General features: G+C 63.2%; 19 protein-coding genes. 9 read left to right on the top strand and 10 right to left on the bottom strand.

Annotated elements, in window-relative coordinates; genetic code table 11:
* Window positions 1–103 precede the first annotated feature (103 nt).
* A complete protein-coding gene (locus tag EI983_RS07550) occupies window positions 104–2,533 on the top strand; it encodes a GcvT family protein (RefSeq protein ID WP_157706765.1) in 2,430 nt (809 codons plus the stop codon).
* Between the two features lie 175 nt (window positions 2,534–2,708).
* On the opposite strand, the gene EI983_RS07555 is transcribed toward EI983_RS07550, so the two are convergent.
* Window positions 2,709–4,022 carry an HlyC/CorC family transporter gene (locus EI983_RS07555; protein ID WP_157706766.1) on the bottom strand — a complete coding sequence of 438 codons (1,314 nt, stop codon included), beginning with the start codon at window positions 4,020–4,022 and terminating at the stop codon, window positions 2,709–2,711.
* A 69-nt stretch (window positions 4,023–4,091) separates the two neighbouring features.
* Here EI983_RS07555 and EI983_RS07560 point away from each other — a divergent pair, with 69 nt between their 5' ends.
* On the top strand, window positions 4,092–4,913 hold the full coding sequence (locus tag EI983_RS07560) for a metallophosphoesterase family protein (RefSeq protein WP_157706767.1): 822 nt from the start codon (window positions 4,092–4,094) through the stop codon (window positions 4,911–4,913).
* Here the strand turns inward: EI983_RS07560 and EI983_RS07565 are convergent.
* Both EI983_RS07565 and EI983_RS07570 read right to left on the bottom strand, forming a co-directional pair.
* The gene (locus EI983_RS07565) at window positions 4,847–5,815 is read right to left on the bottom strand and encodes a site-specific tyrosine recombinase XerD (protein ID WP_157706768.1); all 969 of its coding nucleotides are present in this window, start codon (window positions 5,813–5,815) and stop codon (window positions 4,847–4,849) included. The genes EI983_RS07560 and EI983_RS07565 overlap by 67 nt on opposite strands.
* Window positions 5,812–7,344, bottom strand: coding sequence for a hypothetical protein (locus EI983_RS07570; protein ID WP_246162335.1), 1,533 nt, complete (start codon window positions 7,342–7,344; stop codon window positions 5,812–5,814). The genes EI983_RS07565 and EI983_RS07570 overlap by 4 nt, the downstream gene beginning before the upstream one ends.
* A 299-nt stretch (window positions 7,345–7,643) precedes the next feature.
* On the opposite strand from EI983_RS07570, the gene EI983_RS07575 reads away from it, so the two are divergent.
* Together EI983_RS07575 and aroB are read left to right on the top strand one after the other, a co-directional pair.
* Window positions 7,644–8,153, top strand: coding sequence for a shikimate kinase (locus EI983_RS07575; protein ID WP_246162394.1), 510 nt, complete (start codon window positions 7,644–7,646; stop codon window positions 8,151–8,153).
* Window positions 8,150–9,256 carry a 3-dehydroquinate synthase gene (gene aroB, locus EI983_RS07580; RefSeq protein ID WP_157706770.1) on the top strand — a complete coding sequence of 369 codons (1,107 nt, stop codon included), beginning with the start codon at window positions 8,150–8,152 and terminating at the stop codon, window positions 9,254–9,256. Before EI983_RS07575 ends, aroB begins: the two co-directional genes overlap by 4 nt.
* 109 nt (window positions 9,257–9,365) lie before the next feature.
* Here aroB and arsB read toward each other — a convergent pair whose 3' ends face one another.
* The 3 genes from arsB to tyrS form a co-directional block, all read right to left on the bottom strand.
* Entirely contained in the window at window positions 9,366–10,421 is a 1,056-nt protein-coding gene (gene arsB / locus EI983_RS07585; RefSeq protein WP_157706771.1) for an ACR3 family arsenite efflux transporter, read from the bottom strand.
* The gene (locus EI983_RS07590; protein ID WP_157706772.1) at window positions 10,418–10,762 is read right to left on the bottom strand and encodes an ArsR/SmtB family transcription factor; all 345 of its coding nucleotides are present in this window, start codon (window positions 10,760–10,762) and stop codon (window positions 10,418–10,420) included. Before EI983_RS07590 ends, arsB begins: the two co-directional genes overlap by 4 nt.
* Before the next feature lie 139 nt (window positions 10,763–10,901).
* Window positions 10,902–12,155, bottom strand: a complete 1,254-nt coding sequence (tyrS, locus tag EI983_RS07595; RefSeq protein ID WP_157706773.1) for a tyrosine--tRNA ligase — start codon at window positions 12,153–12,155, stop codon at window positions 10,902–10,904.
* Between the two features lie 63 nt (window positions 12,156–12,218).
* Here tyrS and EI983_RS07600 point away from each other — a divergent pair, with 63 nt between their 5' ends.
* The 4 genes from EI983_RS07600 to EI983_RS07615 all read left to right on the top strand — a co-directional run bounded on the left by EI983_RS07600 (window position 12,219) and on the right by EI983_RS07615 (window position 17,657).
* Entirely contained in the window at window positions 12,219–13,328 is a 1,110-nt protein-coding gene (locus EI983_RS07600; RefSeq protein WP_157706774.1) for an anhydro-N-acetylmuramic acid kinase, read from the top strand.
* Window positions 13,325–14,059 (top strand): maleate cis-trans isomerase family protein, encoded by a 735-nt coding sequence (locus EI983_RS07605; RefSeq protein WP_157706775.1) that lies wholly within the window; start codon window positions 13,325–13,327, stop codon window positions 14,057–14,059. The genes EI983_RS07600 and EI983_RS07605 overlap by 4 nt, the downstream gene beginning before the upstream one ends.
* Window positions 14,060–14,336: 277 nt before the next feature.
* Entirely contained in the window at window positions 14,337–15,506 is a 1,170-nt protein-coding gene (locus EI983_RS07610; protein ID WP_157706776.1) for a class I SAM-dependent methyltransferase, read from the top strand.
* Window positions 15,507–15,704: 198 nt separating this feature from the next.
* Complete coding sequence (locus EI983_RS07615; RefSeq protein ID WP_157706777.1) at window positions 15,705–17,657, top strand: acyltransferase family protein; 1,953 nt, start codon at window positions 15,705–15,707, stop codon at window positions 17,655–17,657.
* A 527-nt stretch (window positions 17,658–18,184) separates the two neighbouring features.
* On the opposite strand, the gene EI983_RS07620 is transcribed toward EI983_RS07615, so the two are convergent.
* The 3 genes from EI983_RS07620 to guaA form a co-directional block, all read right to left on the bottom strand.
* Complete coding sequence (locus EI983_RS07620) at window positions 18,185–19,375, bottom strand: OmpP1/FadL family transporter (RefSeq protein ID WP_157706778.1); 1,191 nt, start codon at window positions 19,373–19,375, stop codon at window positions 18,185–18,187.
* A 138-nt stretch (window positions 19,376–19,513) separates the two neighbouring features.
* Window positions 19,514–20,425, bottom strand: coding sequence for a DMT family transporter (locus EI983_RS07625; protein WP_246162337.1), 912 nt, complete (start codon window positions 20,423–20,425; stop codon window positions 19,514–19,516).
* A gap of 16 nt (window positions 20,426–20,441) precedes the next feature.
* Entirely contained in the window at window positions 20,442–22,025 is a 1,584-nt protein-coding gene (gene guaA, locus EI983_RS07630) for a glutamine-hydrolyzing GMP synthase (RefSeq protein ID WP_157706779.1), read from the bottom strand.
* A gap of 641 nt (window positions 22,026–22,666) precedes the next feature.
* Between guaA and EI983_RS07635 the strand changes: the two genes are divergently transcribed.
* A complete protein-coding gene (locus EI983_RS07635) occupies window positions 22,667–24,211 on the top strand; it encodes a trimethylamine methyltransferase family protein (protein ID WP_157706780.1) in 1,545 nt (514 codons plus the stop codon).
* Window positions 24,212–24,252: 41 nt separating this feature from the next.
* On the opposite strand, the gene EI983_RS07640 is transcribed toward EI983_RS07635, so the two are convergent.
* A complete protein-coding gene (locus EI983_RS07640; RefSeq protein WP_157706781.1) occupies window positions 24,253–24,588 on the bottom strand; it encodes a DUF6477 family protein in 336 nt (111 codons plus the stop codon).
* Window positions 24,589–24,853: the final 265 nt, after the last annotated feature.

Genomic DNA, 24,853 nt, shown 5'->3' on the forward strand with positions numbered 1-24,853 from the left:
AGGCCGCAAATTTCCCGCTGCGACATATGCTGTCGCAAAGCGGTGGAACGGCTGGGCGGATTGCGCCTAAGCTGGCTCCAAACACAACACGGGAAGTGACCTCATGAAGACCCATGCTCAGGCAGTCGTGATCGGCGGTGGCGTTATTGGCTGCTCGATCCTTTACCACCTCACCAAGCTCGGCTGGTCCGACGTGATGCTGCTGGAGCGCGATGAGCTCACCTCGGGCTCCACCTGGCACGCGGCGGCGAATATCCACGGGCTGCATGACAGCGCCAATATCTCGCGGCTGCAAAACTACACGATGAACCTCTACAAAGAGCTGGAGGCCGAGACCGGCCAGAGCTGCGGCGTGTTCCAGCCCGGTTCGCTCTACCTGGCGCAGACCGAAGCGCGGGAACACCAGCTGAGGCTTCAGGCGGCCAAGGCAAAGCTCTATGGTTTGCAGTTTCACGAGATCACGCGCGAAGAGGCCGAGGAAAAGCATCCGCTGGTCAATTACGACGGCATCCGCTGCATCATGTGGGAAAGCAATGGCGGCAACGTGGACCCCTCGGGCGTGACCAATGCCTATGCGGTGGGCGCGCGTCAGCGGGGCGCGGAAATTCACCGCTTCACCCCCGTCACGGGAACCGAACAACAGCCCGACGGCACCTGGATCGTACGCACGCCCAAGGGCGATATCACGACCGAATGGGTGATCAACGCCGCGGGTCTCTGGGGCCGTGAGGTGGCCGCGCTGGCGGGCATCGAAGTGCCGCTGCAACCGACCGAACACCAGTATTTCGTGACCGAAGCCATGCCCGAGATCGAGGCGATGGACCGGCGCTTGCCCTCGGTCGCGGACCGGGACGGCGAATACTACCTGCGCCAGGAGGGCAAGGGCCTTCTGATCGGGGCCTATGAGAAGGACATGAAATTCTGGGCCGAGAATGGCACGCCGCTCGATTTTGCCCATGACCTTTTTGCTGATGATCTTGACCGGATCATGGAAAACGTGATGCGCGCCATGGACCGTGTGCCGGCTGCGGCTGAGGCGGGCGTGAAGCGGGTGATCAACGGCCCGATGATCTGGTCACCGGACAGCAACGTGATCCTGGGCCCCGTGCCGGAGCTGAAGAACTATTTCATGTGCGGCGGGATCATTCCGGGCTTCAGCCAGTCGGCTGGTATGGGCCTGATGGTGGCGCAATGGATCATCGAAGGCGAGATGCAGTATGACATGTTCCCCTGGGATGTGGCGCGCTTCGGCCTTTGGGCCAACAACAAGGAATTCGTCAAGGCCAAGGTGGCCGATCAGTACGGGCATCGCTTTGCCATCCACTACCCCAATGAAGAGCGCGAAGCGGGTCGGCCCCTGCGCACCCGTCCGATCTATCAGATGCAAAAGGACATGGGGGCTGTCTTTGGCCTCAACTACGGCTGGGAGCATCCGCAATGGTTTGCCGGTGAGCCCGGGGCGAAAGACACCAACGGCTTTACCCGGCAGAACTGGTGGGGGCCGGTGGGCGAGGAATGCAAGATGCTGCGCGAACGCGCGGGCATCATCGACATTTCCAACTTCGCCAAATACCGGGTGAAAGGGCCGGGGGCCGAGGACTGGCTCAATGCTGTATTTGCCAACAACATGCCCAAGACCGTGGGCCGGTCGTGTCTGACGCCGCTCATCTCCGTGCGTGGCGGGATCGCGGGGGATGCCACGGTGACGCGCACCGCCGAGGATGAATTCTGGATCGTCAGCTCGGGCATGGCCGAGCGCTATCAGAAACGGTTCTATGACATGGTTCCGCTGCCGGAAGGCACGACATTCGAGAGCCACACCGAAGCGATGTGCGGCTTCAACGTGGCCGGGCCGAAATCGCGCGAGATGCTGCAACGCATGACCAACGCGTCGCTGGCGACCGAGGACTTTCCGTTCATGCGGTCGCAGATGATCGACCTTGCCGGGGTGCGTTGCCTGGCGCTGAGGGTGAGCTTTACCGGCGATCTCGGCTGGGAGCTGCATTGCGCCACCGAAGATCAGGAGAAGCTCTATGCGGCGCTTCTGGAGGTGGGCAAGGAGTTCGGCGCAGGCCCCGTGGGCGCGCGCGCGCTGATGTCGATGCGGGTCGAGAAGGGCTATGGCTCCTGGAGCCGCGAATACAGCCCCGAATACTTCCCGCATGAGGTTGGCTTCGGGCCGCTCTGCAAGATGCAGAAGGACTTCCTGCACAAGGAGGCCGCAGCCGAGCAGATGGCCAAGGACCCGCGTGAAATCCTCGTGCTGATGCATATCGACGAGGCCGCGGTGACGGCGTCGAATGCGGATGCAACCGGCGGTGAGCCAATCTTCAGGGATGGCAAGGGGGTCGGTCGCGTGACCTCGGGCACCTATGGCTACACCGTGGGGATGAGCCTGGCGCTGGGCTATGTGAAATACGGGCTTGCCGCCCCCGGCGATGAGGTCGAGGTGATGGTGCTGGGCCAGCCGCACAAAGCGCGCATCCTGCACGAGCCGCCCTTTGACCCCAAGGGCGAGAAGCTGCGCGCCTGATTGCTGCCATAAGGTGCGCCTGCGGCGCGCTTAGTATCTCGTTGTCGTCGTGCCTCCTCCGCCTCGGCGCGGAAGGGGGACGCGACACGATGATTCAAAAGGCGCGACTCTGGCTGAGGCTGGATGCCTCCGGCGGGAGTATTTCGGGAACAATGAAAGCGAAGCGGCGCAGCTTTCAGAGTTTGCGCATCTTGAGTTGTGTGATCCGGTTGTCCTGCCGCGCCATCACCTCGAAGCGGAAGCCGTGGAAGATGAAGACCTGGCCCACTTTCGGGATGATCTGCGCCTCGTGGATGACAAGCCCCGCCACGGTGTTGGCCGCGTCGTCGGGCAAGGTCCAGTCGGTGGCGCGGTTGAGGTCGCGGATCGTCATGGCGCCGTCGACCAGAAGCTGATTGTCCTCGGCACGGGTGATCATCTCGGCCTCATCGGCTTCGTCGAACTCGTCGGTGATCTCGCCCACGATCTCTTCGAGGATGTCCTCCAGTGTGATCAGCCCCTGCAAGGAGCCGTATTCGTCGATCACCAGCGCAAAATGGCTGCGCATGCGCAGAAACTGGCGCATCTGATCGTCGAGCGTGGTCGTCTCGGGCACGAAGTAAGGCTTCATTGCCACATCGCGGACATCGAAGTTTTTCAGGGCCTCGGCGGCGGTGCCGTCGAACGAGGTGATCAGCTTGTGCATCGCGCGCAGCAGATCCTTGGCATGCACAACACCGATCACGTTGTCCGGATCATCGCGAAACACGGGCAGGCGGGTGTGGTTGCTTTGCAGACATTGGGCAAGGATCGCCTCGGGGTCGTCGGTGACGTCGATCATCTCGATCTGGGAACGGTGGAGCATGATCTCTTCCACCGCCCGGTCGCCAAGATCGAGCGCGCCGAGAATCCTGTCGCGGTCTTCCTTTTCCACAACACCTTCGGAATGGCCCAGATAGAGCGCGCCGGCGATTTCCTCGCGCACGGCGAGGATATGGCTGTCAGGATCGGTCTGCACCCCGAAGATGCGCAAGACGCCGCGCACCAGCATACGCACGGCCCCCACGACGGGGGCAAAGATGCGGATCACCACCGAAATGATCGGCGCGGTCCGGGCCGCGGCGGTTTCGGCATTGGTGATCGCATAGGTCTTGGGCAGCACCTCGGCAAAGATCAGAACCAGAAGGGTCATCACCAGCGTGGCCAGCGCCACGCCGCTCTCGCCGAAAAGCTTGGTGAAGAGGGCCGTGGCAAGCGAAGCCGCGAGGATATTGACAAGGTTGTTCCCCAGAAGCACCGAGCCGATCAGGCGCTCATTGTCCTCGGTGATCTTCAGTGCCTGCTCGGCCCCGCGCGAGCCCTTGTCGGCCCGGGCGCGCAGCTTGCCGCGCGAGGCGGCCGTCAGCGCCGTCTCGGAGCCCGAAAAATAGGCCGATAGGATCAGGAGCCCCAGGATCGCGCCCGAGGTCATCCAGAACGCGCTATCAAGTGTCAGTGAGCCGTCTTCCATTATGTGATATATCCCTTTAGTCCTCATGGTTATGGGGCGCAGGCAGGCGTCATTCAAGGGATCAGGCCGATGAAGCTGCGCGATTTGGGCGAGAGTGACGCAGCCCTGCTGCTGTTTGGCGGGCCCTATTCCAATTTGCAGGCGCTGGATGCGCTGTTCGAGGTGGCCGGGCGGCTTGGCATCCCGCCGGAACGGATGATCTGTACGGGCGATCTTGTGGCCTATTGCGCAGATCCCGCCGAGGTGGTGGCGCGCGTCCGGGCCGCGGGCATCGCCGTGGTGGCGGGAAATTGTGAAAAGCAGCTTGCGGCCTATGAACAGACCTGCGGCTGCGGGTTTGAGGCGGGCAGTGCCTGTGATCTGCTCTCTGCCGGGTGGTATGCGCATGCCGATGCCCGTCTCGGCGCTGAGGAGCGGGCGTGGATGGGGGGCTTGCCCGACGTCATCAGCTTTGGGCATCACGGGCGGCGGATGGCGGTGATCCATGGCGGGATCAGCGATGTCAGCCGGTTTTTGTGGCCCACGTCGCCCGACGGCGATTTTCAAGAAGAAATTGATATTATACAATCTCTTGTGTCACATACTTCATGCATTTTCGCGGGGCATTCCGGGCTGCCCTTCACGCGGCGGATCGGAGAGGTTGACTGGATCAATGCCGGGGCCATCGGGCTGCCGCCGCATAATGGGGCGCCGCAGACGCGTTATGCGCTTTTGCAGGACGGGCGGATTACGCTGCACAAGCTGGAGTATGATCATGACGCCGCCGCGCGGGCGATGCGACAGGCCGGTCTGACCCAGGGCTATGACCGCGCGCTGATCAGCGGTTATTGGCCGTCAGAAGATGTGCTGCCGCCCGATCTGCGCCGCGATGCCTTGTCTGCCATGGGGTGATGTTCCAGCACCAGCTCCTTCAGACGCTCTTCGAGGACATGTGTATAAATCTCGGTGGTGGCCACGTCGGCATGGCCCAGAAGGGTCTGGATCGCGCGCAGGTCGGCCCCGTTGGCCAAAAGATGCGTGGCAAAGGCGTGGCGCAACCGGTGTGGCGTGACAGTCTCGGGCGAGACACCGGCCGCAACGGCCAACTCCTTGATCAGCATATAAAAACGGTGCCGCGTAAGGTGGCCTGATTTGCCCGAGGATGGGAACAGAAACGCAGAAGCGGGCTTGCCCCTGGCCTTGGCCGTATCTTCGGCCTGGTCACGCAGGGTCAGCCACAGGCTCAGCGCCTCACGGGCAGGCGGAGAGAGCGGCACCAACCGCTCCTTGCCGCCCTTGCCCTTGATCAGCAACATGCGCGGATCCCCACGGGCTGCCGCCACAGGCAGCGAGACCAGCTCGGTCACGCGCATACCGGTGGCATAAAGCAGCTCCATCAGGCAGGTGTTGCGCGCCCGATCCTGTGGGTTGCGCCCCGAGGCGCGGGCTGCCTCCAGCAGGCGGTCGACATCGGCCTCGCTCAGGGTCTTGGGCAGACGTTGATCGCGGCCCGGGCCCTTGATCCGGATGGCCGGGTTATCCTCGCGCAGACGCTCCTCGAAGGCGAAGCGGTATAGCTGCTTGATCGCCGAGAGCCGCCGCGCACGAGTGGATTTGGCAAGGCCCTGAGTGTCACAATGGACCATGTAGGATTCGACATCCGCCTGAGTGGCTGTTGCCAGGTCAACGCCTTGATCCGAAACCCAGTTTTCAAAATCCGTGAGATCTCTGGCATAGGCGGCCAGGGTGTTTTCGGCAGCCCCTTGCTCGGCGGCCTGGGCTTCGAGAAAACTGGAGAGCCAATATGTGCTCATGAGCCTGTATCAAGCAGAAGCAGTTGAAGCGCCGCGCGCCGGGCGGCGTCCTGCAATCCGACGGCGCGGAGCGTGGCCAGACCGTCGGTCAGCGCTGTGCTTGCCCCGCCCGCACCACGTTCCACGCGCTCGGCAGCGCGCAGGATCGCCTCGCCAAGCTTGCCCTCGTTCAGAAGCGCCAGGTCATCTTCGGCGGCGCCCCGCGCGGTCAGCCCGGCAACGATCGCTTTCTCGCGGGCGGTGTTGGCATCCTCGGCGGACGGCGCGCCGCGCGCGATCCCAACAAGCAGCCGCTCACGCGCATTTTCAGGCTGATGGCCGGTGGCGGCCACCTCGTAATCGGAGGACAGAAGGGCAATCTCGAATGCCAGTGTCTTGGTCGCGTCGGTAAGCTCAAGTGCTTGTAATTTATCGCTGAATATCTGCGCGAACGGCACCTGTAATCCTTGCGAGACAGCTGCGTCCCAGGCGGCGGGCAGGGTCTTGCGCACATCGTCGACCGATTGCCGGAACAGGGCCCGGTCGAAATCCTGTATGGCCGAGACCCGGTCCCATATGCCCCCGGACGCGGCGGGCTGCCGCTCGGTGAACAGCCCCAGAAAGCGGCTGGCGGGCAGGGCGCCGGTCCGGGCCAGCCGTTCGGCCGCCTCAAGCTCGGTCTTCCATCCGGCGGTGCCGCGCAGATCGGCAAGGGCGAAGGCCACCGGCAGACGGCGCGTGGACAGCGGTGCGCCGGCCGCCTCGAAGAGCCGGAAAACAAGCGGCGAGGGCAAGGCCGGCGCCTCGGGAATCGCAAGAGTTTCAATGAGTTCCGGGTCGAGATACTGCGCCAGAAGGTCGGCTTCGGCCCCCTTGAGCGCCCCCAAGGCGGTGGCGGTGTCATAGGTCAGTGCCGCCGTGTCCCAATCGCCCGCGCGGGCGGTGCAATAGACCCGCGCGCCGAAATCGGCGCTCAGCTGCGGCGTGGCGCGCAGCATGGCGCAGGGCTGATCCTCGTCGCCAGACAGCAGGGTCAGGCTGAGCCAGGTGTCAAACAGCGCCGGATTGCGCGGCCCGGCGCGTTCGAGCAGGGCGCGGGCGGGTTCAACCGCCCCATATCCGACCAGCGCATGCACCCGCGCGCGCAGGAACGCAGCGTCGGCGCTGGCGTCATGGGGCGGGTCGGCTTCGGCAAGTAAAAGTGTGTAATATAAAGCCTGTATGGCCGGAAGTGGATGTGCTTCTAGCTTTGACAACAGGCTGCGCAAAGTGGCTTCGCTGCTCGCGGACCAAAGCGTAGGCGGCAGGCCCGTCGTGGCGGTGGGCAAGAGCCCCACCGCATCGGCGCGCACCTCACCAAGGGCGGTCACCTCGACCTCGGGCGTTGTGGCCGTGTCGGTGACCGGCGGCTCATTGAGGTCGGGCAGGCGCGGCTCGGCCAGGGGGACGGTGCTGTGCCTGTCGAGCCAGTCGATGGCCGAGAGCGGCTGCTGCGCGCTGGCCACGGGCGCGAGGCAGAGGCAGAGCAGAAGGGGGCTAGTTCGTATCAAGGATGATTTCCTGACGAATCTCCCGCGTCTCCGGCGAGAAGTCCGCGCCGAGAAAGGGGCCGATATACGCATAGGCTATGAGGGCTATAAATCCCAGAACACACAGGTAAATCAACCACTTGAGGAGTCTTAGCATGGGCTGCCTGCTCGGTATTGTTTTGCTTTTCTTCAACTTTATAACTGGCCTTTTCAGCAAGATCACGTCATTCAGGAAAAAACTGAAGGATTTGGCAGCGGAGCGCCGAAGCGTGGACCATCAGGAACGTTGGACACTGAAGAAAACCGTTGTCCTGGTGGGGATGATGGGGGCGGGGAAAACCGCTGTGGGCAAGGCGCTTGCGCTGCGCCTTGGTGTGCCGTTTCTCGACTCGGATGCCGAGATCGAAGAAGCGGCGAACATGACAATTGCCGAGATATTTCAAAGGGATGGCGAAGCTTTCTTTCGCGACCGGGAAACCGAGGTGATCGACCGGTTGCTGGAGGGAGAGCATGGGGTGCTGTCGACCGGCGGCGGGGCCTTCATGGCCGAGCGGAACCGCGACCTGATCTCGCGCAAGGGGATATCGGTCTGGCTCAAAGCCGATCTAAAGCTTTTATGGAATCGCGTAAAACACAAGGATACCAGACCGTTACTGCGCACAGCTCACCCATATGAGACGCTCAGATCGCTTTATGAGGCGCGGGTGCCGGTCTATGCCGAAGCCGACCTCGCCGTGGAGGCGCATCAGAGTTACTCCATCGAGATGATGACCGACAAAGTCGTTAACGCGCTGGCGGCGCGGCCGGATGTTTTGGAGGCCGAGGAATGACCGAGACCGTACATGTCGATCTGGGATCGCGCTCTTATGACATTCTGATCGGGCCGGGGCTTCTGGCTGAGGCCGGGGCCCGGATCGCACCATTTCTGGCGCGGCCGCGCGTGGCGATTGTCACCGACGAAAACGTCGGGGCCCTGCATCTGGAGGCGCTGCGTAAAGGGTTGGAAACAGGTGGTATTTCCAGCGAAGCGCTGATCCTTCCCGCAGGCGAGGCGACAAAATCCTGGCCGCATTTCGAGCGCACGGTCGAGTGGCTTCTGGAACAGAAGGTCGAACGCAACGACGTGGTGATCGCCTTTGGCGGCGGGGTCATTGGCGACCTTGTGGGATTTGCGGCCGCGGTGCTGCGGCGGGGCGTGCGGTTTGTTCAGATTCCCACCTCCCTGCTGGCGCAGGTGGACAGTTCGGTCGGTGGCAAGACCGGGATCAACGCACCGCAGGGCAAGAACCTGATCGGGGCGTTCCATCAGCCGAGCCTCGTGCTGGCTGATATCGACGTGTTGGGCACCCTGACGGAACGCGATTATCTGGCCGGATATGGCGAGGTCGTGAAATACGGCCTGTTGGGAGATAGTGAATTCTTTCAATGGCTTGAAAGCAATGCCTCACGCGCGGCAGAGGGGGATGAAGCGGCAAGGATCGCCGCCGTCAAACGCTCGGTCGAGATGAAGGCCGAGATCGTGCAGCGTGATGAGACCGAACAGGGCGACCGGGCGCTCTTGAACCTGGGGCATACCTTCTGCCATGCCCTTGAAAAGGCAACGGATTATTCGGATCGCTTGCTGCATGGCGAAGGGGTGGCCATTGGCTGTGCGCTGGCGTTCGAGCTGTCGGCGCGGTTGGGGCTGTGCTCGCAAGAAGATCCGAGCCGCGTGCGCGCCCATCTGCGCGACATGAAGATGAAGGTTGATCTGTCTGATATTCCTGGGGAATTGCCGGATGCCGATACGCTGATCAAGCTGATGGGGCAGGATAAAAAGGTGATCGACGGGCAGCTTCGGTTCATCCTGGCGCGCGGGATTGGCGAGGCGTTTGTGACCGGCGATGTGCCGCCCGAGGCGGTCAAGGCGGTGCTGGACGACGCGCTCAGGTAATTTTGTACAAAACGTACAAAATCACCCCCTGTTTTGTACAATCGGCGGATTGCGCCGATGTGCCGCGGTCGCGCCCTTCATCAATCTGTAACCTCATGGGGCCAGCTGATCAGCCGGGGAACCAGTGACGGGTGCGGTTGGCGAAGGCCACCAGCGACAGCATGACCGGCACCTCGACAAGCACGCCCACCACGGTGGCCAGCGCCGCCCCCGAGCCCAGCCCGAAGAGGCTGATCGCCACCGCGACGGCCAGTTCGAAGAAATTCGACGTGCCGATCAGCGCGCAGGGCGCGGCCACGTTGAACGGCACCTTCCACAGCTTGGCCATGCCATAGGCCACGAAGAAGATCCCGTAGCTTTGGATCAGGAGCGGGACCGCGATCAGCGCAATGATCAGCGGTGTGTCGAGGATGACCTGACCCTGAAACCCGAACAGCAGCACGACCGTGACCAGGAGGCCGATCACGGTGATCGGTTTGACCCGGTCCCGGAAGGCGTCAACCGCGGTCTCGCCGCCCTGTGCCATCAGGCGCGAGCGGGTGAGGATACCCGCGGCCAGCGGGATCAGGATATAGAGCACGACCGAGAGAAGCAGCGTCTCCCACGGGACTTCGATATCGGTCACGCCCAGCAGGAAAGCCACGATGGGGGCGAAGGCAAAGACCATGATCACGTCGTTCACGCTGACCTGGACCAGCGTATAGGTCGCGTCGCCCCGGGTGAGCTGTGACCAGACAAAGACCATCGCCGTGCAGGGGGCTGCCCCCAGAAGGATCAGCCCGGCGAGGTAGGCCTGCGCGTCATCCGGCGGGATCAGCCCGGCGAACACATGGTTGAAGAAGAGCACGCCGAGAGCGGCCATGGTGAAGGGTTTGATCAGCCAGTTGACCAGCAGCGTGATGATCAGCCCCTTGGGCCGGTCGCCGATATGGCTGAGCGCGGAAAAATCGACGCCGACCATCATCGGATAGACCATCGCCCAGATCAGCAGCGCGACCGGCAGGTTGACCGAGGCGATTTCGAGCGCGGCGAGGCCCTGAAAGAGGCCGGGGATGAGATTGCCCAGGGTGATGCCCGCCCCTATGGCCAGCGCCACCCAGACAGAGAGCCAGCGCTCGAAACGGCCCATGCCGCCGGTGGCGTCGGGTGCGGTGTGGTCGGTCATGAGGGGGCTCCTTCGGAGGGGGTGATTTCAGCGATGAGGGGCTGGCAGAGGGCGGGGTTGCCGCCGCAGCACTCTTCGAGCAGGAAGGCGAGCAGGCCGCGCGTGCCGTCGAGATTGGCGGAATAGCGGATCGAGCGGCCGTCGCGCTGTGAGCGGATGAGCCCGGCCTGATGCAGGATGGACAGATGGGTGGACATGGTGTTCTGGCGGGTGCCGAGGGTGTCGGCGATCTCGCCCGCGGGCATGCCGTCCTGGCCCGCGCGCAGAAGCAGCCGAAACGCGTCGAGCCGGGTGTCCTGCGACAGGGCGGCGAAGGCGGCGAGGGCGGTTTTTTTATCCATATATCGGGATATATTGATATATAGGCTGATCCGCAAGCGCTATCCGAAGGGCCGTCATGGGGCGGTTGCCGCGGCGTGGGGCCCCAAGAAAATGCACATTTTCTTGGCCAGAATTTGTGCAAATTCTGGGGCGCGTGGGTCAGGTGTTGAGCTTGACCAGAGCGTGGCGCTTCTTGCCGGCCGAGAGCTTGACCGGGGAGGACAGGGCGGAGGCGTCGAGCATGAGGCCCGCGTCGGTCAAAGGTGCGTCATCGATTCGCGCGCCGTTCTCGGCGATCAGGCGCTTGGCGTCCTTGCCGGATTTGGCGAGGCCGGACCGGACGATGAGCTGCACCACCGAGATGCCATCGCCCAGCTCCTCGGGGCTGAGCTCCAGGGTGGGCAGCTCATCCCCGACGCCGCCTTTCTCGAACACCTCGCGGGCGGTGGCCTCGGCGGCGCGTGCGGCCTCCGCCCCGTGCAGAAGGGTGGTTACCTCATTTGCCAGCACGATCTTGGCATCGTTGATCTCGGAGCCTGCCAGCGCGCCCAGCCGGTCGCATTCGTCCAGAGGCAGCTCGGTATAGAGCTTCAGGAAGCGGCCGACATCGGCATCGGTCGTGTTGCGCCAGAACTGCCAGAACTCATAGGGAGAGCGCATTTCGGCATTGAGCCAGACCGCGCCATCGGCGGATTTGCCCATCTTCTTGCCGTCCGAGGTGGTCAGCAGCGGCGAGGTGAGGCCATAGATCTCCTGATCCAGCACGCGGCGGGTGAGGTCGATCCCGTTGACGATATTGCCCCACTGATCCGAGCCGCCCATTTGCAGAAGACAGCCGTAACGGCGGTTCAGCTCAAGGAAGTCATAGGCCTGCAGGATCATGTAGTTGAATTCAAGAAACGACAGCGATTGTTCGCGGTCGAGGCGGGATTTCACCGATTCAAATGACAGCATCCGGTTGACCGAGAAATGCCGCCCGATATCGCGCAGGAACTCGATATAGTTCAGCTCGTCCAGCCATTCGGCATTGTTGACCATCACCGCGCCGGTCGGGGTGTCGGAATAGTCGATATAGGTGGCAAAGACTTTTTGGATGCCGTCGATATTGGCCTGAATGGCGGCGTCATCGAGAAGCGGGCGTTCATCGGCGCGAAAGCTGGGATCGCCCACCTTGGTGGTCCCGCCGCCCATCAGGGTGATCGGTTTGTGACCGGTCTTTTGCAGCCAGCGCAGCATCATGATCTGGATGAGCGAGCCCACATGCAGCGAGGTCGCCGTGGCGTCAAAGCCGATATAGGCGGGCACCACGCCGGACAGCATCGCGTCATCGAGCGCCTGATAATCGGTGCAGTCGGCAAGAAAGCCGCGCTCGATCATCACGGACATGAATTCGGATTTGGGGTGGTAGGTCATTTGGCTTGTCCCGCTTGGCGTTGCGCGGCATGTATAGGCATGGTTTGAGCGAAGGAAAAGGCCATGATGAAAGCCGGGCCGGTCTGGGCGTTGGGCGCGATGTCGGGCACGTCGCTTGACGGGGTGGACGCGGCGCTGCTGCGCACCGATGGCGAGCGTATCCTGGAATTTGGCGAGAGCGGCTATCAGGGGTATTCGGAGGCCGAGCAGGCGGTGCTGAGGGCCGCGTTGGGCCGTTGGCAGGGGGAGGATGTGGCGGATGCGCTGGCCGTGGTGCAGGGCGCGCATATCGACCTGCTGAGCCGGTTCGAGGGCGCGGAGCTGGTGGGCTTTCACGGTCAGACCCTGGCGCATGAGCCGCGCGGGCGGGGCACGCATCAGCTGGGCGACGGCAGTGCGCTGGCCGAGGCGCTGGGGGTGCCGGTGATCTGGGACTTCCGCAGCGCCGATGTGGAGCTGGGCGGGGAGGGCGCGCCGCTGGCGCCGTTCTTTCATTTTGCCTGCGCCAAGTGGATCGGGGCCGAGCGGCCTTTGGGTTTTCTCAACCTCGGCGGGGTCGGCAACCTGACCTGGGTGGACCCAATGAAAGAACGCCCGGAAGAGGAGGGCGCGCTTCTGGCCTTTGACACCGGGCCTGCGAATGCACCGATCAACGATCTGATGATGGCGCGGCGCGGGCAGGCGTTTGACCGCGACGGCGCGCTGGCCCGGCAAGGCCGGGTCGAGGAGGGCGCGCTGGAGCTTTTCCTGGACGAGGGGTATTTCCGCCGGATGCCGCCGAAATCGCTCGACCGGGATGCGTTTGCGGACATGATCGGGCTGGTGGGTGAGCTTGGCGACGCCGACGCGGTGGCGACGCTGACGGGGATGAGTGCCGCGGTGGTGTTACAGGCGATGGAGCATTGCCCGTCCCTGCCCGAGAGGATGCTGGTGACGGGCGGCGGGCGGCACAACCCGGTGCTGATGGAGATGCTGCGCGCGGCCCTTGATTGCCCGGTGATGCCGGTCGAGCAGGTAGGACTTGACGGGGACATGCTGGAGGCGCAAGCCTTTGCACATCTGGCCGTGCGCGTGCTGCGCGGCCTTCCCACATCGGGGCCAAGCACCACGGGCGTCCGCGCGAGCGTGTCCGGAGGGGTGCTGAGCCGACCGGCGACAAGAGGTGCCGCATGAGAGATTATCAGTTTGAGACCCGCACCAAGACCCGTCTTGGCATGGTGGTGCTGAGCACAGACGAGACGCTGGAGGACGAGGCGCGGCAGGTCATCGAGGGGCGGGAGGTGAGCCTGTTCCATTCGCGGATTTATTCGGCCCCGTCGGTGACCCCGGAGAGCCTGAAGGCGATGGAGGTGCTGATCCCGGCCTCGGTCGAGCTGTTCCCCGAAGGCCTGGATGCGATTGCCTATGGCTGCACCTCGGCCTCGGTGATGATGGGGCCGGAGGCGGTGCAGGAGCAGGTGCGCAGCATCGCGGCGCAGGGCAAGGCGCCGGTGACCAATCCGATCACGGGGGTGATGCGGGCGCTTGGCGCGCTGGGGGCCGAGAAGATCGGGCTGGTGACGCCGTACACGTCGCAGGTGGCGGGCCCGATGCGGGCGTTTCTGGCGCAGCACGGGATCGAGACGCTGAAGGAGATCAGCTTTGGCGAGGAGATCGACCCGAACGTGGCCCGGATCAGCGAGGCCTCGACGCTCGAGGCGGTGCTGGAGGCGGGCCGCATCGATGGGGTGCAGGCGGTGTTTGCCAGCTGCACCAACCTGCGCGCCTTCGGGATCATCGAGGAGGCCGAGGCCGAGCTGGGCCTGCCGGTGATCAGTTCGAACCTGGCGCTGGTCTGGGACCTTTTGCGGATCGGCGGGGTTGACGCCAGGGGCTGGGGGCCGGGACGGTTGTTTGCGCTCTGATGGTGCGTGAAATCACGCACCCTACGGGGTAGGATGTAGGGTGTGTGCTTGCACGCACCTGTCGCGCCCCGATTGACATGCAGGGCATGGCGGATCATGCCCCCACCATTTTGACGTGCAACTGAAGGGCGATCCGGTTTGGTGGGCCCGCAATCCCAGCTGGCAGGGCAATGCACCGGCGAACGCCGCGCCAATGCGCTTGATAGCCGTGTGAAAATCTGCAACACCGATGGCCAACTGGCCCGTTCGGGTCCTGATTGGCGAAAAGGGATTGCAGATGACAAACGCATATGACGAACTTTATGCCCTGGGCAGCCCGGATAACGTGTACTCGACCGCGCTTCCGGATGGCTCCTTCATTCCAACATATGTATCCAGTTACGATCCGCGTCCCGAGGAGTTCCTGACCCAGTTCAATCGCGTGCGGGCCGGCAAGGACTGGTCAGAATGTTCGTTTCTGGATCTTGCGTCCAGCGAAGGCTCGACGACGCTGGGCATCGCGCAGATGGGCTCAAACGTTCATGGTGTCGAAGGGCGCGCGGGGGCGCTGAACCGGGCGAATGTCATCCGTGATCTCATCGGGTTTTCCAATGTGACCTACGAGTTGGGCAATGTCATGGATGCGACCAAGTACCGGAAGGTCAGCGGTATCTTTGCGTCCGGCATCTTGTATCATCTCGAAGATCCGATCGGCTTTCTTGAGCTCTGTGCCGAACACGCAAGCGATTTCATCTATATCGACTCTCACCGGATGCCGTATGACCATGAGGATGTGTCAGCAACGCCGTTTGTGAATTCGCTGTCCAATCCGCATGTGATCGACGCGCATGGGCTGTCCATCCGGGGCATCGAGTTCAAGGAAGCGAATACGAAAGACGAAGAAGAAGACGGCGTTCTGAGGCGGCCGCGGACCGGGATCGGCAACACATTTTCCGTTTGGTTGTCGCTGGACGACATGATCGAGCTGATGGCCAAGCTGGGCTTTCCCTATCATCAGCGCATTCATGACCGGAGTAACTTCCTGCGCTCGCGCACGGCGTTTTTCAGGGAAAATCCGAGCGATGCGACAAAGGTAACGCCATACACCCAGCCGCTTCCGGAAAGAAAACCGGCCTTGGCCGCGATGCAGGCCGCGAAGGCACGGGATGTGGACTATATCAAGCGCAACAACCTGTCGGTGACGATTGTCGGGGTGCAATCGCAAATCGAGGGAATACAGCACAAGCTCGACGCCGAAAACATCGCGGTCGACCGCATTGTCGTGCTGCCCGGGCAGGACGGGAAGCCGGTGCATCTGGGGCAGCTGACCAAGATCCTGGAAGGTGTGAAGGGCTTTGTGGTGGTCGCATCGACCAATCCGCATCAGATTTATCAGCAGCTCATCCTCTTTCCCGAGATTACCTATGTCTGCACAAGCTTTGGTATGGTGATCAAAGAAGCGGGATAAGTCGGACCGCGGGCGGAGGGCGGCGGTACGGCCTCAGCCATGGCCGCCGTCACCGGGTCTTTGTGCACCTCACAAGAGGCTTGATCATCCGGGCGCCAATCCGCTAGAGCAGGGGCACCCTTGGGGGTCAGGGAATTGGACGCGAAATCATTGCCCTAGGCATTTGGCCAAACCCCGCCGTGAACGCAGTTGAGGCCGATGCACGATCTTGCCTATCGCAAAGAGCTGGACGGGGTGCGCGCCATCGCGGTGGTGAGCGTGATCCTGTTTCACGTGGGCTTTCCGTCGATGCCCGGCGGCTATGTGGGCGTCGATGTGTTCTTTGTGCTCTCGGGCTATCTGATCTGCGGGCAGACCTATCTGCGGCTGCGCGATGGCACCTATTCGGCGACGGATTTCTTCGCGCGGCGCATCCGGCGTCTGTCGACGGCGTATTTCGCCTGTTTTCTGGTGACGGCGCTGGTGGCGCATATGCTGTTCCTGCGCGAGGATCTGGCCGAGATCTATGCCAATCTGATCGGGTCAGTTACTTTCACAAACAACTACAACCTGTTGTTCAGTCAGGGATATTTCAATCAGGATGCGCATGAGAACCCGTTCTTGCACACCTGGTCGCTGTCGATCGAAGAGCAGTTCTACATCGTGCTGCCGATCCTCATTCTGCTGACGCGGCGGTCCTTGACGGCATTCACGCGGATGCTGGTGGCGGGGTTTGTCATCTCGCTGGCGCTGGCGCTGTTGTCGGGACAGCAGATCTATCTGCGCGACCAGAGGTTTTTCGCCACCTCCTTCCGGGTGTGGGAGCTGGCCCTGGGCGGGCTGGTCTTTGTGGCGCTGGAGCGGGGCTGGCGGCTGCCCCGGGGGCCGGTGCTGCCGCTGATCGGTCTGGCGCTGGTGATCGCGCCGGTGGGTTGGATCGACGATAGCTGGCTTTACCCCGGGTTTATCACCCTTGCCCCGACGCTGGGCACGGCGCTTCTGATCGCCACGGCCTCGCCTGCCGAGGGGTATGTGGGCCGGGCGCTGGCGGCGCGGCCGATGGCCTATATCGGGCGGATATCCTACGGGGCCTATCTGTGGCACTGGCCGCTGATCGTCTATGCCACGACCCTGTGGGGCGCGCTGAACGACGAGTTCCGCACCGGGCTGGTTCTGGGGTCGCTGGCGCTGGGGGCGATGAGCTATCACCTGATCGAACAGCCCATTCGCCGGGTGAATGTGCGCACCCACAAGGAATGGCTTTACGCGATGTTCGCGGTGCAGACGGTGATCCTGCTGCTTCTGGCGGCCTGGCTGTCGCACCAGTCCACGAAGGAAGAGAGCTTCGAGGATCTGGCGATGCAGAAGATCAAGACCGAGATCGGCAATTTCCACGATCGCTGGGACGATTGCTGGAACAAGATGGGCCCGGACGAGTATTGCCGGATTGGCGCCGAGGGCGAGGGCGAGGTGGATTACATCGTCTGGGGCGACAGCATGGCCAACAGCGCGCTGCCCGGCTTTGACGCCTATGGCAAGGCCACGGGGCAACGCGGCTTCATGGCGACCGCCGCCGCCTGTGCGCCGCTGCCGGATATCTCGCGCGAGTATGGCGGGGCGGAGACCTGCATTGCGTTCAACGACGGGGTTCGGGCCTATCTGAAAGACGCGCCGCCGATGACTGTCTATCTGATGGCGCGCTGGACCTATTATGCCGAAGGCTACGACAATCAGCGGTCCAACACCCCGAACGAGGCGGTGATGGTGGACCGCGCGGGCGCGGAACTGCCGGGACCCAATATCGAGATTTTCGAGCCGGCCTTTGCGGCGCTTCTGGATGAGATCGGGGAACGGCACGAGGTCAAGGTGATGAACCTCTGGCCCGTGGCCCCGTATTCGGTGCCGGTGGTGATGCTGCGCGAGGCGTGGTTTGGCACCTATGTGCCGCCGATCACGCTGGAGGCCTATGAGGCGCGAGGCGGGCGCGTCGTGGCGCTGCTGGAGCGGCTGGCCAAGGAGCGGGGCATGCAGGTTTTCGCACCGCATGAGACGTTGTGCGCCACGGGCACCTGTGTGCTGCACGAGGACGGCGTGCCGCTCTATGTGGATCAGACGCATCTGGGGCAGGCAGGCAACCGGGTGCTGGAGCGGATGCTGCTGGGCCAGGAGTGACAGACGCCTCTGCCGACACCTGAAGGCGGTATGGCTCACCGGGGGGAGCGCAAAAAGGCCTTGTGCCGTTGGCCCGATGGGCAGGCGTTTGAGTTTGCAACAAGGGCGCAGCGGTGAGGTGATTGGTGGGTTTGCGCCCTTTGCGGAGCTTCGAGCGATACACAACAGGCCGGTTAACAGCCGCGCAGCGGCCCGGCCCATCCACCGACCGAAAGTCGATTGCCTGTAATCGACGCAGGTGCCAGCCCCCACCTGGGCTGGCGATATGGAGGGGCTGGGTGCTTCGCTCGTTCTGCGCGCGGATGTGGCGGGGATAAAGTGCCCCGGAACGCCCGTCAGGATCGCCATCCCGGGGGCTGGCCCTGGGCCGCCTGTGGCGCGTCGGTTGAACGGCAGCAACGTCCCGCAAAGCAGCCCGTGCGACCGACCAAGAGCACAGCGGGGCAGGCCGCCACGGCACAAAAGAAAAAGGGCGCGGAGAATGTTCCCCGCGCCGCTTTGCGTTCTGTTGCCGTCAGTCGGCTGGCTTAGAAGTGGAAACCCAGCTTCAGGCCGGCGCTGATGGCGTCGTTGTCGCTGAAATTGCCGCGCGCAGTGTCGGGCGTGCCGGTTTCCGGCAGGGCATTGCCGAACATGGTGTAACGCACACCGCCCGAGAGGGTCACAGCGTCGCTGATCTTGTACTGCGCGCCCAGGGTCACGGCGGTCTGGCCGTTGGTGGGGGCGAGGGGCGACACCAGGTTGTCGCTGCCACCGTCTTCGTAGCTCACGGCGATGCTGGCCGAAAACTTGTCGGTGAAGCGGCGGCCGATGCCGATCTCATAGGTGATCGTGTCGTCCAGCGACGCGAGGTTGCCGGGGGCGTTGACCACGGCGGGTGCCGGTGCGGGCAGGCCGGTGGGCAGGTTGCGGCCCGGAGGCGTCAGGGTGAAGGCGCTCCATTCCGACCAGCGGACCGAGCCGAAGAGCAGCGTGTCTTTGGCGATGCCCGACTGCACGTCGAGCGAGATCGACTGCGGCGTTTCCGTTTCGGTCACACCCTGGGTGAGCGGGATGCCCACAGGGCCGCCGACTGCGGCCGGGAAGCTTTCGGTGGCGACCATCGAAAGGTCAACCGCCGAATGGTAGGTCAGCGCCGCGCGGAACGCGATTTTCGGAATTTCATAGGCGCCGCCGACGACATAGCCATAGCCGGTGTCGGAGCTGAAATTCACGTTGTAGCCGTTGAAGCCGCCATAGGCGAGGCCCGACAGCGTGATGTTGCCATTGGCGCGCACGGACCGCGGGCCGCCATAGACCGAGATCCGGTCGGTGGCCTGGTATTTCAGCAGGGCGGTGATGGCGTGGGTCTCGGCGTCGGCTGCGGTGCCGCCGAGCATGGTGGTGGCCGGGTTGCCGCCATAGCGGGTTTCGGCGCCATAGGGTTGATCATAGATCAGCGAGAACGAGAGTTTCTCGCTCATATCGAGTTTGATCCCGGCGCTGGCCAGGCCGAACTCACCAGCGATATTGCTGATCGAGTTGTTGGCCGGGAAGCCGACGGTCGAGGCGTTGTCCACGCCCGAAATGCTGGGCGACACGAAGCCGAAGGACAGCTCTGCGTAGTTGCCCTTTTCAAAAATCATGTCGATCGGCGTATAGCTCCGGTCCAGGCCACCTGCCTGGGCTGCACCTGCCGCCACGGTCAGCACTGAGGCCGCCATTGCGAGTTGTTTCATTTCGCTCTCCTCCGAAACACACTTTGGCGGTCACTACTACAAGCCTTTGAACTTCGGTCAATCTTTGACGCCACGTCACGATAAACTGGTGACGTAACGGCGGTTCAAAGGACACACTTTTGCGGCGAAACCGGGGTTTCAGGCGCGATTGCGGCGGGTTTCCGACCAAATGTTGAGGTAATTGCCGCCAAAAATCAGCAACGCCCCTAAAATGACAAAAAGGTCGAGCGGCTCGTCATAGAGCAGCACGCCGACCACGGCGATGACCGGCAGCCGGGCGAAATCCACCGGGATCACCACGGTGGCGGGCGCGATGGAGAGCGCCGTTGTCAGGCAGAAATGCGCGGTCAGCCCGCCGATGCCGATGATGACAAGCCAGGGGGCCGTGTGACCGCTGGGCAGGGCGATATCGCCGTCGAGCCCCGCACAGATCAGGCCGAAGGCAATCTGCATGACGGTCATCCAGAACAGGATACAGGTGAGCGTATCGGTGCGCGTCAGCCGTTTGGTGAAGATCATCGACAGCGCAAAGCCGATGGCCGAACAGGCGGCGGCAAGCGTGCCCCAGTTGACGGTCTCGGGCGCGGGGCGGGCCACGATGAGAATACCGATAAAGCCCAGGGCGGCGGCGAGGACGCGCATCCGCGTGAGTTTCTCGCCCAGCAGCAGCGGCGCCAGGATCAGCACCCAGAGCGGAGAGGTAAACTCGAGCGCGAAGACCTGCGCCAGCGGGATCGCGGTGAGCGCAAAGAACCACAGGTTCTGTCCTGTGAAATGCGCCAGATTGCGCGCCAGATGCAGCGGCATGCGGTGGCTGCGCACGCTGGCCAGCCGACCCAGGGACGCGGCGATCGGGACCAGGATGAAAAACCCCACGATGGAGCGGTACATCATGATCTCGAACGTATCGAGCTCATGCGCGACAGCGCGGCCCGCCACGGCCATGAGAGAAAACGACGCGATGGAGCCCAGCATCCAGACGGCCGCACGCAGGGCATGGGCGGTATCGGCGACGGGATGCGCGTCGGGGGGCGGGGTGGCGTCGGTCATCTGCAGGGCGGCGGGATCACTCCCACTCGATCGTGCCCGGCGGCTTCGAGGTGATGTCGTAGGTCACGCGGTTGATGCCCGGCACTTCGTTGATGATGCGCGTGGCGGTCTCGCCCAGAAAGTCATGGCTGAACGGGTAATAATCCGCGGTCATGCCATCGACGGAGGTGACGGCGCGCAGCGCACAGGCGAAGTCATACGTGCGCCCGTCGCCCATCACGCCCACGGTGCGCACCGGCAGGATGGCGCAGAAGGCCTGCCAGATCTCATCGTAGAGCCCGTGCTTGCGGATCTGCTCGATATAGACCGCATCCGCGAGGCGCAGGATGTCGAGCTTTTCGCGGGTGATCTCGCCGGGGCAGCGGATGGCGAGGCCGGGGCCGGGGAAGGGGTGGCGGCCGATGAAGCTGTCGGGCAGGCCCAGTTCACGGCCAAGCGCGCGGACCTCGTCCTTGAAGAGCTCGCGCAGCGGTTCGACCAGTTTCAGGCCCATCTTCTCGGGCAGCCCACCAACATTGTGGTGGGATTTGATCGTCACCGACGGGCCGCCGGAGAAAGAGACCGATTCGATCACATCGGGGTAGAGCGTGCCTTGCGCCAGAAACTCCGCCCCTTCGATGGAGTTGGCATGTTTCTGGAACACGTCGATAAAGAGCTTGCCGATGATCTTGCGCTTGGTTTCGGGGTCAGACTGGCCTTCAAGCTCGCCCAGGAACAGCTCGGATTCGTCGGCATGAATGAGCGGAATGTTGTAGTGGTCGCGGAACATCGAGACCACCTCATCGGCCTCGTTGAGGCGCAAAAGGCCATGATCGACAAAGACGCAGGTCAACTGGTCGCCAATGGCTTCGTGAATGAGCACGGCGGCGACTGATGAATCGACCCCGCCCGAGAGGCCGCAGATCACATGCCCGTCGCCCACCTGTTCGCGGATCAGCCGGATTGCCTCTTCGCGATAGGCTTTCATCGTCCAATCGCCGGAAAACCCTGCCGCGCGCACGAAGTTTTCATAGAGCTTGGCGCCGTTCGGGGTGTGGTGCACCTCGGGGTGGAACTGCACGGCGTAGAAGTGGCGCGAGGTGTCGGCGGTGATCGCATAGGGTGCGTTGGGCGAGGTGCCGAAGACCTCGAAGCCGGGGGCGAGCTGGCTGACATGATCGCCATGGGACATCCAGACCTGCTCGCGGTCGTCATCGCCGGCGAACCAGCCGTTGAGCAGGTCGAGCTTTTGCACCGTGGGGGTGACAAAGGCGCGGCCGAACTCCGCCGTGCCGCCCCCGCCCGAGATCTTGCCGCCTTCGACGCGCCCGCCCAGTTGCTGCATCATCACCTGCTGTCCGTAGCAGATCCCGAGGATCGGCACGCCCATGGTATAGGCGGTGTCGGGGGCGCGGGGGCTGCCCTCGCGGGTGACGCTGTCCGGCCCGCCGGAAAAGATGATGGCCTTGGGCGCGAAGCTGGCAAGAAAGGCGTCATCCACGTTCTGATAGGGGTGGATTTCGCAATAGACATTCAGCTCGCGCAGGCGGCGCGCGATGAGCTGTGTCACCTGGCTGCCGAAGTCGATGATGAGAAGGCGGTCGTGCGATGTATCGGTCATGTTTGCCTAGTAGGCGCATGCGCGGGCTATGGCAAGTGGGCAGGGGGATGCAGCGGTGGCGCAGGTGTGAAAGGGGCTGTCTTGTCGGCGGGGGATGTCACAGATCCGGCCGGATCGTCGCAAATTGATGTGCGCTCTAATGGCGGCTCTGCGCGCTGAGCGGACGCCCGATCAGTGACCCACAGGCCGGTTAACAGCCGCGCAGCGGCCCGGCCCATCGCCAGCCCCCCTACCTGGGCTGGCGATATGGCAGGGCTGGGGGCCTCGCTCGTCTCAAGCGCGGGTGTGGCGGCGATAAAGTGCTTTAGATCATCTGACAGGATCGCCACCCCGGGGGCTGACGATGGGCCTCTTCCAGCTCTCACGTCAGTGTCCGCTAAACCCCGCGCAACATCCATTTCCGTGCTTGGGCGTCGCGGAGGGAGGGGCGGGCTGCGTTTGCGACAGGACGGGATCGGAGGCCAGCCAGAACAGAGGCGCCCGGACCGCAAAACAATTCTCCGACATTGCAACGAGGAAGAATGTCGCTTTCACGCGTTAAAGGGCGGATTCCTTCCGCGAGCGCGCAAAGCCTTATTATAAAAGCCATGAAGAACATGCCCGGAACCGGGCGCTTAACTCATGCAAGGGTATCCAAAGACATGACCGAAGCAGCAGCACGCAGACGGGGACGGGGAGGCGGCGGGGCCGCGCGCCGGGCGGAACGCACCGCCGTCAGCATCGAGACCGCAAAATACATCGAGCGGAACATCCCCAACTTCGAAGTGCTCAACGAGGAAGCGCTGGAGATCATCGAGACCAACGCCGAGACGGTGCTGGAAGAGATCGGGGTCAATTTCGTCGAGAACCCCGCGGCGCTGGAGCGTTGGCGGCAGGCGGGCGCCGATGTGCAGGGCGAGCGGGTGCATATCCCCCGTGGCCTCGCGCGCGAATTGATCAAGACCGCGCCCGGCAGCTTCACCCAGCATGCGCGCAACCCCGAACGCTCGGTCGAGATTGGCGGGCGCAACCTGGTTCTGGCGCCGGTCTATGGCCCGCCCTTCGTGCGCGATATGGATGGTGGCCGCCGCTATGCCACGATGGCCGATTTCGAGAAATTCGTGAAGCTGGGCTATATGTCCAAATGGCTGCACCATTCGGGCGGCACGGTGTGTGAGCCGACGGATGTGCCGGTGAACAAGCGTCACCTCGACATGCTGCACGCCCATATGACGCTGAGCGACAAACCCTTCATGGGTTCGGTGACGGAACCCAGCCGCGCGCAGGACAGCGTGGATATGGCCGGGCTCTTGTTTGGTAAAGAGTTCGTGCAGGACAACACGGTGATGACCTCGCTCATCAACATCAACTCGCCGATGACCTTCGACGATGTGATGATGGGCGCGATGGAGGTTTACGCCGAGAACAACCAGGCCTGTATCGTGTCGCCCTTTATCGTTGGCGGGGCCATGGCGCCGGTGACGGTGGCCGGCACCCTGACGCAGGTGATGGCCGAGGTGCTGGCGGGCATCGCCTATAACCAGCTGTGCCGTGCCGGAGCGCCGGTGATCATGGGCGCCTTCGTGACCTCGATCGACATGAACTCGGGCGCGCCCACCTTCGGCACGCCGGAGGCGGCGCATATCACCTATGGCGCGGGGCAGATCGCCCGCCGCCTGGGGCTGCCTTACCGGTCGGCAGGGTCGTTCACCGGCTCGAAACTGCCCGATGCGCAAGCCGCTTACGAGACGTCGAACAGCCTGAACATGGGCCTTCTGTCGGGTGTGAACTTCATGCTGCACGCCTGCGGCTGGCTGGAAGGCGGGCTGGTGTCGTCCTTCGAGAAGTTCGTCATGGACGCCGATCAGCTGGGCGTGCTGCATCACCTGGCCAAGGGCATCTCGATGGATGAGAACGGGCAGGGCATGGACGCGATCCGCGAAGTGGGCCCGGGCGGGCACTACCTGGGCTGCGCCCATACGCAGGCGAACTTCAAGAGCGCGTTCTGGCGGACCAATATGCTCGACTATAAGCCGTTCGAGCAATGGGCCGAAGAAGGCGAGCGCGATACGATGACGCTGGCCAATCTCAAGATGAAGCAGATGCTGGAGCAGTATCAGCAGCCTGCGCTTGATCCGGGCATTGCCGAATCGCTGGCCGCGTTCGTGGCCGAGAAGAAAGCCTCGATGCCTGACGCCTTCTCCTGAGGGAACACACGCCCCGGCCTCCGGGCCGGGGCGCGATTGGGTCATCCCTTGACCGGCTTGAACTGAATGGGCTGCGCGGGTTCGATCCGCGGCGGATAGGCGGCGCGCACGATCCGCGCCTCTCCCATCAGCGCGATCAGCAGATCCACATGATCGGCAGCCGAATACCCGGCGTCGCAGAGCTTGCGGCGGCGGTTCATGCTGGTTTCCATCTCCAACAGGCGCGAGAGGCTCTCGCTGCTGTGCGGTATCGGCGCGGGCCCGAAGAGACGCCGCAGATGCAAATCGCGCCGATAGGTGGCGGCGCCGATCCGGGCGGCCTGGATCAGAAGGCGAGGGCGGTTGATTCCGTTCAGCTTGTCGAGCAGATGGTGCATGTAAGAACTCCCGATTGTTCGGTCCCGCCGGGCGCCCAAGACATCACGCATCGGCGGAACGCTGTGTCGTAAGGTCTTGATTGCACAACCTTAGGCGGTGTTGCGTTTTGTCAGAAATCACCGAACGCACCTCTGCGTGATCGTTTACCATTTCGATACAATGGCTAAGAAGTTGGAAACAATTAACGAACCGATAACGATTTCCCGTATAGGTAGTAACGTCCTGTGGATAACCCTGTGAATAATCACACAGGCCCGGGCGATG

Origin of the sequence: Roseovarius faecimaris, from assembly GCF_009762325.1 — a bacterium.
GTDB classification, from domain to species: domain Bacteria; phylum Pseudomonadota; class Alphaproteobacteria; order Rhodobacterales; family Rhodobacteraceae; genus Roseovarius; species Roseovarius faecimaris.